7 protein-coding genes are annotated in these 14842 nt (G+C 43.3%); all 7 read right to left on the reverse strand.

From position 1 onward, the window contains the following. Positions 1-74: 74 nt before the first annotated feature. Positions 75-2282, reverse strand: a complete 2208-nt coding sequence (locus AC1DU2_RS26920; protein WP_477388284.1) for an alpha-galactosidase — start codon at positions 2280-2282, stop codon at positions 75-77. Positions 2283-2329: 47 nt separating this feature from the next. Further along, positions 2330-4360: an alpha-galactosidase gene (locus tag AC1DU2_RS26925; RefSeq protein WP_477388286.1), complete on the reverse strand. Its 2031-nt coding sequence runs from the start codon at positions 4358-4360 to the stop codon at positions 2330-2332. 73 nt (positions 4361-4433) lie between these two features. Continuing rightward, a complete protein-coding gene (locus AC1DU2_RS26930) occupies positions 4434-6770 on the reverse strand; it encodes a glycoside hydrolase family 95 protein (protein WP_477388288.1) in 2337 nt (778 codons plus the stop codon). Between the two features lie 9 nt (positions 6771-6779). Further along, on the reverse strand, positions 6780-8093 hold the full coding sequence (locus AC1DU2_RS26935) for an alpha-L-fucosidase (protein WP_477388290.1): 1314 nt from the start codon (positions 8091-8093) through the stop codon (positions 6780-6782). 140 nt (positions 8094-8233) lie between these two features. Next, positions 8234-10168 carry an SGNH/GDSL hydrolase family protein gene (locus tag AC1DU2_RS26940; RefSeq protein WP_477388292.1) on the reverse strand — a complete coding sequence of 645 codons (1935 nt, stop codon included), beginning with the start codon at positions 10166-10168 and terminating at the stop codon, positions 8234-8236. A gap of 373 nt (positions 10169-10541) precedes the next feature. Further along, positions 10542-12362 carry a right-handed parallel beta-helix repeat-containing protein gene (locus AC1DU2_RS26945; protein ID WP_477388294.1) on the reverse strand — a complete coding sequence of 607 codons (1821 nt, stop codon included), beginning with the start codon at positions 12360-12362 and terminating at the stop codon, positions 10542-10544. 34 nt (positions 12363-12396) lie between these two features. Next, positions 12397-14679 (reverse strand): glycoside hydrolase family 95 protein, encoded by a 2283-nt coding sequence (locus tag AC1DU2_RS26950; protein WP_477388296.1) that lies wholly within the window; start codon positions 14677-14679, stop codon positions 12397-12399. Between the last annotated feature and the right edge of the window lie 163 nt (positions 14680-14842).

Genomic DNA, 14842 nt, shown 5'->3' on the forward strand with positions numbered 1-14842 from the left:
ATTAACTTGGCTAAAAATACAAGGCTGCAACGGTTTATTTTAAACTGTTGCAGCCTTGTTACATAACATCCTTGTTACCTGCTTTCTTCAAGCTGCAAAACAACACTTGTTCTGCCGCTGTTAACATCGGGGTTGATGCCTACGGTCATTAAAAAATCGCCTGTTAAAACCAGGTTATTTTCGATGGATGAGTTGGAGCCTGCATAAAGGTTAATTTCTTTAACCAGGTATTTTTTTTGCGGATCGAGACCTTTCAAACGAATAGGCACTTTTGTTCCGGCGTTGTAACGGTTATTAACCAAATAATTAAATACTACCGCTTTTGACTTGCTATCATTAACGTACATAATAGATGCGGCATCGTTATCCCACGGCGATTGCAGGCGATATTGATCGCCGTGCCAAATGGCATCTTTCAGGTATTCGTAATTTTTAAGCGCGTCATGCACATAGGCAAGGTCTTGCTCGCTTAATTTACTTACTACAATATCAAACCCAAGTTTACCCATCATCGCCACATCCGTGCGGAATTTTAAAGGCTGTTTACCCCAATCGGTAACGTGGTTTGAACTGGTCATAGCCGGGTAAAAGTAGGAATACTCCCATTGGATAAACACCCTTTCCAGCGGTTCGGTGTTATCACTTGGCCAAAACTCGGTAAAGTATTTGAGCGCACCATAATCAACACGGCCACCGCCGCCCGAACATAGCATCAAAGGTACTTTGGGATATTTTGCTCTAACACGTTCCAATACTTTGTACAAACCGAAAACATAGTCGGTATACAGATGCGATTGGTCTTTTTTCAGATAAGCCGAGTATGCATTATAGATCACCGCGTTGCAATCCCATTTAATATAGGCCAGGGTTGGATTTTTGGTAAACAGATCATCCACTATGCCAAATACAAAATCCTGAACTTTAGGATTTGCAAGATCGAGCACCAACTGGTTGCGGAAATATTTTTCGGGGCGGTTTGGTTGTTTTATCACCCAATCCGGATGTTTGCTGTAAAGTTCACTTTTCGGGTTAACCATTTCGGGCTCTATCCAGATGCCAAATTTTACGCCATCGGCAGTTGCCTCTTTTACCAACGATCCGATACCGTTAGGCAATTTTAGCTTATTCTCCTGCCAATCGCCCAACCCTGCATGGTCGCCGTTACGTGGAAATTTATTGCCAAACCAGCCATCATCCAGTAAAAACAAATCGACGCCTAATTTTTTGGTATCTTTTAATAAACCAAACAGTTTGCTTTCGTTAAAATCAAAATAGGTCGATTCCCAGTTGTTCAACAAGGTTAGTCTATCTCCTTGCCCGTCAACAATTTTATATTTGCGTGCCCAACGTTGCAGCTTACGGCTGGCATCTCCTTTACCATGATCGGAGTAAGTATACACAAATGCCGGCGTGGTAAATTCCTGCGCAGGTTTAAGGTGGTATTCGGCCGCGGCATTATTAATCCCGGCAATAACCCTTAAATTATTGGATACATCCAGCTCCAGGTCTATTTTAAAATTACCCGACCATTCCAGCGCACCAAGCATTACTTTGCCTTCATCGTCGGTAGCCGGTTTATCCATAGATACCATGAACATAGATGGCTCATACAAATTAGCGCGGGTGCCCAGTTTGCTGTCAATAGTTTTAATGCCGTGGGTTAATTTGGCTTCTTCTGGTTGCATCTCTAATGCCCAGTTACCGTGATACTGTTTTAGCCAAAAGCCGTTACCTTTTAAATTAAGGTTGGCCGATGCATATTTGTTCAAGGTTACTTCACCCTTTTCGTTATGTTTTATTACCGACCATTGTTCGGTAACGTCCTCTTTAAAATAGGTTTTATAATATAGTGTTACTTCAAACGGGTAAACAGGGTCTTTCAGGTTAACAGTCAGCAGGCTCACATCCTCGTCAACTTTTGTAACGGTGTGGCTTACATAAACCAGGTTGAGGGATTTATTACCATCGGTGTGTGTAACAGTTATTGCCGGCTCGGCCAGGCTTTGTGAGCCCGAAGCCATGTATGCTTCAGTTAACACACCTGAATCATCGGCCTGGCGGTACATTTTACTAATTTGTTCGTACTCTTTGGCATTACCCAACTTGCTGCCGAAATAAACCATTTTAAGCGTTTTATCGCCATCGGTTTGCAGCACCAGGGCATTATTTTGTGTTTCCACCGGAATAGTAACAGTTTGAGCGTGGCTTCCCATAGCCATCGCAACCGAACTTACAAGCACCACGCCAAATGGCAGTACTTTGTTTATTAACTTCTTTTTCAATTTTTTATAGGTTATTTATCAGGTACAAATAAGGTTAAATTTATTGACTATTGGTTCTTGAACTCAAATTTATATAATGCGGCATCGGCAGCAGGAAGCTTTACATTCAAATCTATATCAGTACCTTTTAATATTTCGGTAACTTTATATTTTTGCGGAGGGAGGCCCAATCTTTTAAAATCCAACGCAAACTCCTTAGGCTTATCCGAGTAATTAAATACAGCCACATAATACGCGTTTCCAATTTTTTGAACAAATAGCTCAGACGCGTTTTGGCCGGTGTTACCTTCAACAGGTTTAAAAGATTTACCATGTTTTATCACTGCTAATATTTCCGGGTTTTGATACCACTGTATAGCCCTTGCACTCCACTGCCCGTGTACCGAAAAATCGTCGCCGGTAATGAATGTACCCGTAACCACGGCCGAAAGCATCCTGGCGCGATTGGCCCCCTCACTTTCGTTGTTTAACACCACGTGGTCGGCATCAACAAAATTGTACAAATAGGTTTGCCACCAACCGTAGCTTACGCTATTTAAAGTGTACTGGGTATTATCGATACTTTTAAAAGCATCGCAGGCAATACGGCGTGTATGCACGTAGCGGCCCGAGGCCAAACTTGGCGATATGGCAGCGTAAATAAGCATCTGATCGCCCAGTTTGCTCACCAGGTATTCCATCCCTTTACGGTAGGCCTGCATTCCTGTAGTTATAGCAGGATCATAAAAATGGGTAGACTCGGCCGTAGCGTGGCCCAGGAAATCTATTTTAATCATTTTAAAGCCGCATTCTTTCAGCTTGCCAATCACCAAATCAATATGTTTCAGCGTTGCGGGATGTGTAGGGTCAACAGCTCTTGCGCCATCAATATCGTGGTAGCCTTTGCCAACTTTTGTCCAGGTTTCGCCATAGGTATAATTGGTGCCGGCAACTTTTCTGTCGGGACCATCTTTCCAGCCCCAATCGGTAAAGGGCGCCCAGTATACTCCTGGTTGCAGGCCTTTGCTTTTACAATAATTGGCAAACTCCTTCAGCTTGCTGTAATCGCCCTCTAAGCCGCCCTTTAACATAAAATCCCAATAGGAATCCAGATCGATAAAAGCGGTGTTACCTATCCGGAAGGCTGATAAGCTGTCGGCAAAAAAATCGGCAACTTTGGTAGCTTTATCGTAGTTGAGCTTTTCCTGCATTACACCCCAGCTATTCCATCCAACGGGTGTAGGTTTTGTCCAGTTAAAAACAAACGGAGGTTCGGCAATACGGTTAGCTTTGGCATATTCTTCCATCCCGTTACGCCAATCGTTATAGTAACCAATAAATATCTTTGGCGACTGCACTATATCGCCTTTAACATCGCCATGCTCAATATTATCACGGGTTACACTTTCTTCCGTGTAGCCACTCCAAACAACCATTCGGTTACCATCTGTTGGTGTAGCACTGCTACGCACCCCGGCTTTCCAAACCTCGTGCTCAACAGATCCGGCTATATAACCGTTGCGGCTGGTGTTATCATATACAACACCAACTTCAGCGCTGGTATTGCTGAACGGTGCTTTAAACTCTTTAGCATTGTACCGGATAAACGTATCGTTATCAAATGGTACAAAAACGCTGCGGGCGTCGCCCGTAACAGCGGGAATGTTACCCGAAAACGGAATTATGGAATTACTCGAGAGTTTTTTTCCTGTTAATACAACCTGGGTCAGAAAAAATTCCCGGCCCGGATAAACGTAAAATACCTGTTCAATTTTTGGCAGGCCGCTGCCGGTAAGTGTTACTACGTATTTTTCGCCTTTGCCAAAACCATCATTTATGGGTGTTGAGGCATACTTACGATATAAATTATCAGTTGTAGCTACGGCTGCATCTTTTATTTTGAAAGTGGATGTTACATTAGAAAACAAGGTTGTTTTGCCATGATAAACATTATAGATACCGGTTTTAAGATCATAAACAATGCTGTTGCCTTTACCGTATGGAATTGTTACCGTAGTTGTTTGCTTGGCGGATGCAATACTGAACAGGGTTTGTATGACTAACGAAAAGGTAAAAATTATTTTGAAGCTTATTTTCATTGACTAGTATTTTTAATAATAAAGGTCATTGCTTCGTACCTCGCAATGACGGTAGTTTAGCACATTGATTTAATTACACCTTTTGCGCCATCACCTCTTTTATTACCCCGTTAACTTTTATTTTCACTTTACGCGGTGTGGTTGAAGTAACGCGGTAGCTAATAACTTTACCGTCTTTCCATTTAAAATCGACGGTGAAATTACCCCGGGCGCGTAATCCTTTCACATCGCCGGATGCTTTCCAGCTATCAGGAATAGCCGGTATCAGGTTGATGTAGCCTTCATGGCTCTGGATCAGCATTTCGGCAATACCTGCAGTGGTGCCAAAGTTTCCATCAATTTGAAACGGCGGGCCGGCCGATAACAGGTTTGGATAAATACCACCCCCGGCACCATAGTTAATGCCTGTGCTTGTAGTCGGTTTCATGATCTCGGTAAATAGTTTATAGGCCCGGTTACCATCGTGCAGCCTTGCCCAGAATAAGAGTTTGTAGGCAATAGACCAGCTTGGCCCATCGTCACCACGTACATCCAGGGTTTTCTTAGCTGCGGCTGCCAGGTCGGGCGTGCCATCTGCTGTAATTTCGGATGCCGGATAGATGCCATACAGATGCGAAATATGTCTGTGCTGTGGCTCGGTTTCCTTATAATCTTCCAGCCATTCCTGTATGCGGCCGTCTTTACTGATAATACCTGCGGGCGGAATTTCTGTTAACCGTTTTTTCAATTGGGCACGGAAAGCGGCATCAATACCTAAAGTTTCAGAAGCGGTAATTACATTGGCAAACAACTCGCGCATTATCTGGTTATCGATAGTGGCACCGATGCAGATACTGGCGTGATTGCCGCTGCCATCGGGCATCATAAAGCTATTTTCGGGCGATGATGACGGCGCGGTTACCATATAACCGCTTTTAGGGTCTTTTACCAATATGCTGTTGTAAAATTGTGCCGATCCTTTCAAAATGGGATAGATGCTTTTCAGGTAGTTTTTGTCATTTGTAAAAGCATAATGATCCCAGATATTGCTGCATAACCAACCCGAACCAGCTTTGGTTACTCCCCATGAAGCACTTTCGCCGGGCTCAGTCCATCCCCAAACATTGGTAATTACGTGGGCAACCCAGCCATCGGCATTGTAATAGGCTTTGGCTGTACGCTCACCATTTTTTACCAGACCGCGCACCAGTTCAACCAATGGCAGGTTTAACTCAGACAAGTTAGAAACCTCAACGGGGAAGTGATTCATTTGAACGTTTACGTCCAGGTGGTAATCGCCGTTCCATGGGGTATGTACTTCGTTGGCCCAAAGCCCTTGCAGGTTGGGTGGCAACAAGCCTACCCTTGTGCTGCAAATACTTAAATAGCGACCAAACTGATAAAACAATACCGGCAAGCCTTTATCATCGGCGGGCGCTTTATGAAAGCTGATGAGCCGCTGATCGGTAGTCTCTGTCGAGTTATCTTCACCTAATTTGATGCTTACCCGGTTAAACAGTTTCTGAAATTTCCTGGTATGCTCCTGCTTTTCTAAAACGTACGGCTTTAGCATAGCATCAGCTAAATTCTTAGCCATTTTAGCCTTAAAACCGGGGCTCTTAAAGTCGGTAGTTGCCGAAACGTAGATAATAACCTCGGTGGCGTTTTTTATAACCAGGCTATTGTTAATAGCAGTTAGCGTACCACCGGTTAGCCTGGCTTTAACATTGGCTATATATTGCATGCCGTTACCATCGGTACCGTTATCTAACCGACCTTCCATTTGCAGCGTATTACCAACTGTGGTGGTTTTCGAGCGCTCGGGGCGGCTAATGCCAATACTAAAACTCAGCTGACCGGGCTTATCGGCAGTAAGTTTGATAACATCAACATCATTGCCAAAACTGGTAAAATACTCCCGTTTATAGGTAACGCCGTTAATAGTATAGATACTTTTCGCTAAAGCATTATCCAGCGATAATTCCCGCTGATAGTTGGTAAATTTTGAAGCGTCGGCGCCATTGTAGTCAAACTTCAGGTTTAAATCGCCCAGGGTTTGAAAACAGCCCCATTGTTTGCCTCCAGATCCGGGGCCTTTGCACACAAAATCTTTATCAATGAGGGCCTGTGCCTCCACGTTTTTACCAGCCAGCAACAATGCCTTTATTTCGGGCAGTTTTTTGTAGGCTTCATAATTATTGGCATCCTGTACCGATCCCGACCAAAGCGTAATGTCATTAAGTACAATTTTTTCGTCGCTCACTCCCCCATCAGGCATCATGCCTAAACGGCCATTACCCAAAGCAAGGGTCTCTTCCCAGCGCGATGCGGGCTTATCATAATGTAAAGTAAGCTCCTTTTTTTGGGCGATTGAAACCGTCGACAGTAACAAAAGAGCTGCTGCAACGGGTATGTTTTTTTTAAAATTCATCAGTACAGATTATGATTTTATTACAGGGATATCCATGGCGTTCACATCAAGCTCCAGCACAATTACCGAACAGTTTTCATCAGGTAAAGTGGCCGGCAACTCTATCTTATAGCCTTTACTATCCGATCGGATTGCTACCGCGCTGCCATTCAAAAAATACGATTTTAGGATTTTAGCATTGGGCAGCAATGGAATATTCAATGTGCTGTCCTTTTTTTGAAAAACGTTGATGTAAATCTTATTGCCCATGCGCGTTGCACCATATTCGGCAGTTGGTACGTAGGGGCCGCCCTTTGTGCCATAAATTGCTTCACCATTTTGCCGTAACCAGGCTCCCATTTCTTTTAAGCGGGCTACTTGCCGGGCTTCCATGTGGCCATCCATCGCCGGGCCAACGTTAAATAGCAAGTTACCATTACCCGATGCCGATGTTACCAAAGTTTGGATGCATTGCTTTAATGATTTCATCCCATCGTTTGGTTTCCAGGCCCATTGGTTGCAAATGGTAATGCAACTTTCCCACGGCTCATCCATATTAAGTTTGCCTATGGTTTGTTCCGGTGTTAAAAAATCGCCAACCGCATCACCGCCCAATTTTTCGCTTATTTTGCCCAGGCGATTATTGGTAATTACGTTAACATCAACGCTTTTGATATAGTTGTAAATTTCCTGGCCATCGGCAGTTGTCCACGGTGTTTCCCAATAGCCATCAAACCAAAGCATAAAGGGGTGATATTTGGTTATCACTTCTTTAAGCTCGTTTTTCATACGGGTTTTAAAGGCAGTCATATCGCCTTTGCGGGCATTTATTTCGGGATGGTGCGGGTTATCTATAGGGTAGTCCTTATCGTGCCAGTCTAAAACGGTGCAATAAATACAAAAAGTGAGGCCTTGTTTTTTACAGGCTTTTTCCAGTTCGCCAACAATATCTCTTTTAAATGGCGATTTTGAGATATTATAATCCGAGAAGGCACTTGGCCATAACAGGAACCCATCGTGATGCTTGGCTGTAATAACCAGGTATTTCATACCGGCATCTTTTGCAGCTTTCACCCATTCATCAGCATTAAATAATTTAGGGTTAAACTCATGATACAAATTATCGTAATCCTCTTCGGACACCTGGTCGTTACGGCTCCAGCCAATTTCGGTACCGCGTTGGGTTACCGGGCCAAAATGAATAAACATGCCAAAACGCTTAGCCATAAATTGATCCATAACCGCTTTCGGAGTTTTAACCGGAATTGGACTTGCTGCCTGCTGTGCAATAGCTAAACAGGTACTTAATAAAAGGACTCCCAATAGTCCTGCTTTTCTTTTCATAGTATAGTTTAATTAATCAGGTTTCTTTTAGTTAGATTCAGTTGGTTTGGCTAATGAAATTTCATTGAACAGCTTTTTATAATTATTCACTCGTTCAATCTGGTCAACTACTCACTTATTCAACCTAATCAACCACTCATTTATTTATTTACAAAAAAGTTAACAATGCGGCATGCATGGCCTTTACTCAAATTGTTCTTTTTGTCGCTTATTTTAATTTTTAAAGTGTGGCTGCCACCATTCAGGTTGTCGCCCAGCATGTGGTAAACGCCCAGGTGAATCCAGCTATAAAACTCCGTCAACAAGTCCAAGTCTTTATAAGCGCCACCATCAATTGAGTAGGATATAATGCCCGCGTCGGGCCCGGCCACTACTGCAATACCAACAGCTGTGCCTTTAAATGGCAGGGTTAATTCGCTACCCGGTTCTGTAGCCTGTAGCATGGGCACATCAACAAACCCCGGACGGGTTGACAAGCCATCCCCTGGGTTCCATTTAGTATCTATAGCCCAGCCTCTGTCCAGCCTGGCGTTAGTAATGTTATAATAGCTGCCATTATTATAGCTGGCCTTATCAATAGGTTTAGGTAAAACAGCTTTAACAGGCTGCTTGTAATTTGCAGCAACGCTGGCCTGCAACAATGCTTTAATTGTTTCAAAGTAAAGCTCCTGCCCATGGTACCAGGGGTGGATATCTTTAAAATCATCGGCCCAGGTTAGTTCCCTGTTTTTTATTTTATCGTTAACCTCCAGTGCAAGGTTTACATAGGGTAAATTGTAGTGGGTGGCTACTAACTGATGGTTTAGCAGTTCGGGCGATATTTTGCCTTTGGCGTAGTTTTCTATTTTTTGAGGATCGACAAAAGCCATCATAATAACATTCATCATCGGGTTGTTCATTTTTGCATGCCTTACAATGCCTTCTAAAGCCCGAACCTGCGTAGTACTATCGGTGCCCCTGTCGTTCACCGCGGCCTCTACAAACAGCAAGTCGGTTTTACCTGAGTCAAGAATATCCCTTTGCAACCTGAATGCGTGCGGTAAACTGCCTAATGATGGTATGCCGGCAGCTATAAAATGAAAATCCGTTTGGGGATAAGTTTCCCGGAGATATTTGCAAACCTTATCGCGCCAGCCGGGATTAAAAGTGATCGATCCGCCTAAAAAGGAAACGGTAGCTTTTTTATTTACTGTAGCAGCGTAGTAAAAATTATTTAAGCCGCCCGCGGTTTTGATATAATCTGTATACGGCAGTATTTTTTGTACAGGATATGAGTTATTGTAAATAAATTCGGCATAATAACCCGGGCGATCTACCGTAAAATGATGTCCTTGTAACTCGATGGGCCCCTGCGTAACAGGATGGATGCTAATGGGGCCACCTAAAGCAATATAGCGTTTGGCCAGCACATCGCTATTCTCGGCTGGCGGGGCAAGCTTATCGTCGAGCCCTATTGTGTGTAAAATGGGTACCCGGAATGATGCCAGGCCTTCCAGGTTATCAATTGGGTTATCGTTATAGGCAATAGCCTGTTCTTCAGTAAAATGATAAACCTGTTTTAACTCGTTCCAGGCACCCGCATCTCCGGGGCCCTTCAACTTTCCACCCGGCCAGCTTTTTATATCACAAACTGGCGTTTCTGCATAAATACAAGTTACCTTATCGGGATTACGTTTGGCCCAGGCATAAGCATAAAGGCCTCCCCTGCTTACCGCTTCGAGCGCTACCTTTGGTGCAAATGCAAGTTGCTTGGTTAAATAGGTATAAAACACGTCGTAAGAACTCATTGCCGATGGTGCACCATACTGGTTATTTACATTGATAAAGGTTATATAAAACCCTTTTGCAAGCAAAATGCTGTCAATTTCGGTATGCCAGTCGGGAAAAGATGTGCGCCAAACCCAGGGATTGCCAGGCAGCGGGTGCGCTGGTTTAACGTAGTAAGCATCCCGGTCGGCAATTTGTAGTTCTACTTTCTCAAAGCCTTTCCACAAGCTGGCCTTGCTTTGTGCATGGGCACCAATAAAAGTAGTTAGTAACAACAATAATATAACAGCGTGTTTAAATTTCGACATTGGCTTTAACATTTCAATTTCGGGCAAAGGTGTTTGTGAGCCTTGCTATTTTAGTGAATAAAGTATTTTTAAATAGGCCGTATTACGGCAATGTACATGTATTAAAAAATGCAGCATCTACCCGATCTTGTTATTATTGGTTAGGGTAAATGTATCAGCTAATTACTTTTTAAAAAATGGATAAACCTTTTAAAACGATGGACAATCCACTGAAATCATGGAGTTAGATATACGTATTACTCCAAAATCTTCCAACAGCGCTTTATCAACAGGTACGCCATAAAAAACAACTACAAATGACTAAACCTAAAGGCATTTGTATCAATTTTGTTATCCAGACATGGAGAAAACACCTATATGTTTCTACAGTTCTTTATCGGTTATAAATTTTATTATGCAATACCAAYGTATTTGTGCAATCCTGAAATTTTACCAGGCCTGCTTCGGTAACAGGCGCACCGTTAACTTTGAAGCTGTTGTTTACTACCCTGATATTAGCAGCGCTTTTTGCATAAACCGCATCGCCTGAGAGTAAAATAAATTCGTTACCCGTCACCAAAATATTGTTGTGGACTTTTGTTGTGTTATTTTGGGTATTTTCGGGCGAAACCAACACGACGGGCCCGCCACATAAATTAAATTTATTGTTCCTGATAACCAGATTTTTAACCATCCCCGATTCGTACCAACTTGCCGCATCGTCGGCTACGGCTATGGCGCTATTGTTGGTACGTTGAAAAACGTTATTTTCAATTACCACCTTGCCACGCGTGGTAACCAAAACGCCCCTTGTGGGGATGCGTTCGATGGTATTATCACCTATATATACACTGGGCGTCCAGGTAATATTTTCTACTACATCATTTGGCATTATAGTATCGGTCAGGGACATTTTAAGGGTTAACAATATATCTTTATCATTTACCCTTACAACCTTTGATACAATGCTTACCCCATACTGCAAAAGGCTATTTGAATGTACTAAAGCGACACTATCCCCCTTAACAAAAGCTTCGAAACCAAAAGTTTGGTTGTGCATAAACCGGACAAGGAGCTGATTAGGTTGAAGTTGCTGAATTATGCGCAAATAGGTGCCGTGTACGTTAACAGCATCGTCATTGGCCCCCGATAACCAGGAATTAATAACCGATATTTTACCCCCGCAGCCCGAAAAATGCAAGATATCGGCCCAGGCGGCACAAGTACGCCCCGAGTTTGCGGCCGATTTCACAAAAACAGAATCGATGCCAATATTCCGGCAAAACTGGCTTACCACCCCCATGCCGTGCATAAAATTGATGTGAATATTTTTTAGCGACAAATTGTTGCTTCGCACCAAAAAAATCCCCGCACAATCCCGCGTAATATCCCGGCTTTGATAAATAAGGCCAGTTTTAAATCCGGGATTACTTTTAAAATAAACCCGTACGCTATTCAGGCCTGTTGCCGCATACCTCAACCCATCCAAATTAATATCGACGCGTTGCAGATGGCCTGTTGCAGGGTCGAGCACCTGCCACAAGGATATTGGATTATACCTCCAGCCTTCCCCTTCCCAGGTAAGCAGGCTATCTTTAATGCTATATTTTGAATCGGGATGGATCTTCAAATCGACGAAATTATCAGCTATTTTCATCACCTCCAACTCCGATACTGTTGGCCGGTAATAATCATACGTAGCGCCATGTATTTTGATATCATGGCTATGATCGATACAGGTTTCAATCATCTTCCCGCGCATCAGCATTTTTGCGCCTAATGCATCGATATCTACATAACTTGAGCTATCAATATAAATAGCAATGGCTTTGGGCGTGTAAGCATCATCATTAGTATTAGATATAAAGAACTTCCTTTTAAAGCTTGTTTCCGGGTAAAAATTATAGGTACCTTTTTCAAATACCACCTTAACGTGTTTTTTATTGCTGCCACGCGCTACCAGGAACAGCGATTCCCTGAAATCTGCAGGGCCTGTAATCACTATCTTGTCTCCTGCCGAAAAGATTCGCCGGTTAATCTGGTTAAAAGTTTTCCAGGGATGTTTTTTATCAACTCCTGAGTTATCATCATTTCCTTTTTCAGTATCGATATAATACATGGTATAACCCGGCGATACTTTACGACTACTGATATCGGGATATTTGACTACTGCATACGATGGTAGGCCGATATGAATAGCTACAAATGCTAACAAAATAGTAAAACACCGAAAACCGAACCGCTTGCTATTAATTACCCGCATTGAAAATATAGGTTTTACCGGCAACTGAATTAAACTGGTATTTAAAGTCGTTGTTTACTATAGTTCCGGGGATCTTTGTCCCTTCGGCTATTAATTTATTTGGCGACCGGAGGTTACACACTCCGCCAGCTAACGATTTAACAACAATCCGGGTAATTTTACCACCTTTCCATACCATATCTGTTATCTCGAAATCGCCGCGGGTTTTAAGGCCTTGCACACTGCCGTTTAACCATGCTTTTGGTAATGCGGGTAAAAGCTGAATTTCATCGGTTTGGCTTTGGAGCAGCATTTCGGTAACGCCAGCTGTATAGCCAAAATTTCCATCTATCTGGAACGGCGGATGCGCGCATAGCAAATTGGAATAAACGCCGCCGCCGTTATTATAATCAACACCCGATCCCCCAGCCAGGGTAATAAAATTATTCAGAATTTTGTAAGCATGATCGCCATCCTGCAGGCGTGCCCAAAAATTCATTTTCCAGGCCATTGACCATCCGGTTGACACATCGCCACGTGCCAATAAACTTACTTTGGCCGCCTGCGCCAGTTGGGGTGTTTTTATAGTGCTTATTCGTTTTCCCGGGTGCAGGCCAAACAAATTTGATGAGTGACGGTGTGTATCTTTCGGGTCATCACGATCAGTTTCCCATTCCTGTAGCTGCCCCCACTTGCCAATTTTAGGTTTCAACAAATGCTCGCGCATATCGGCAACATGATCGCGATAAGTTTTATCTGCACCTAAAACATCCGCCGCCGATATATAATTTGTAAATAGGTCATATACAATCTCCTGGTCATAAGTTACCCCATCTTCGGTTGGCCCATGCTCGGGCGACCAGCCCAGTGGCGAAACCAGGGTGCCATCCGGGCGGCGTTTTAAATGATCATCCCAAAACTCCACAATCTCTTTCAGTATAGGGTAGGCAAAAGTTTGCAAATAGCTTTTATCTTTAGTAAACGCATAATGTTCCCAAATACCCTGGGCATACCATGCGCTGCCGGGCGTGTTCCACAAAAAGCTGCCGCCACCGTACACACCATTTTCGGTTTTAACTGTCCAGCCGCGTACACCAGGATATTCTTTTTGCGTGCTTACCTTTTTTACCTCACGCATACTGTTGATATAATCAAGATACGGTATATGACATTCCGAAAGATTAGTAGGTTCGGCCAGCCAATAATTCATCTGGATGTTGATATTAGAATGATAATCACTTCGCCATGGCGGATTATTGCTCTCGTTCCAAAGCCCCTGCAGATTTGCAGGCAAGCCACCTTTGCGCGAAGAATTGATTAATAAATATCGTCCGTATTGATAAAGCAACGCTTCCAGTTGCGGGTCGGCCTGTTTTTTATAACCAATCAAACGTTTATAGGTTGGCTCGGCGGCATCCGATGGTGGTGTTGTACCCAAGTTTATTGCAACCCGGCCGAAAAGTGCCGAATATTCAGCTATATGATTGTCCAATAATTGCTGGTAAGTTTTGGCCGATGCCGCATCCAGGCTTTGCTTCACCCTTACACCTGGTGCTTCGCCACGCCAGTGTTGCTCGCGCTTGTTGCTGTAGTTAGTAGCAGCCGAGAGCAAGATTGTAAAACTATCCGCATTGCTGATACTCAGTTGTGAACCGCCTTTTTCGTCATCCAAAACCACAGCAGTTCCACCGATTAGCTTTATATCAATACTCGCGCTATAGGCTAAACCATTATCAAGTTTACCTTCAAACTCCAATGTATTGCCACTGCCGGTTATTTTTGCCCCATGTGCATCTTTGAGGCTGATGATAGCCGAATAAGCCTCCTTTTTATCGGCAGTATAATGCAACACCATCACTTTATCCGGGAAACTGCAAAAATACTCGCGTTTAAACGCTACGCCATTATCAGTATAAGTAACCTGCTGTACCGCTTTGCTGATATCCAATTGCCTGCGATAATTGGCAGGTATAGCCTGTGCAGTGTCTTTATTTTTAAAATTGATGAACATATCGCCAAAAGCCTGGTAGGCACCGGTTTCGTTTTCATCCCCTGTCCATAGGCTAATCTCATTAAACTGGATATGCTCTTGTGCGGGGCCACCAAAAACCATCCCGCCGAAGCGGCCATTTCCCATAGGATAGGCTTCTGTCATCCAGGCTTTCGCGGGTTTGTTGTCCCATATTGCCAGCGGGCTTACGCCATGGCCTGTTTGGTTTTGTGCATTTGCAGCTTTTAAGAATACACTGCCAATGGTTATTACAGCAATATAAATTATCTTTTTGGTCATGTTTGGTTTAAAGTAGGATGAGCTAAATATCCATATAAAACAACCGTTTATAAACATCGATATTAGCAAATGATTGCGTTTTTAGAACATTAACAGTATTGTTACCAGCAGTAAAAATTTGTCAAAAAAGAACCTCCCGAACAGATGTGGCCGGGAGGTTCTT

The organism is Mucilaginibacter sp. P4_C11, from assembly GCF_056402115.1.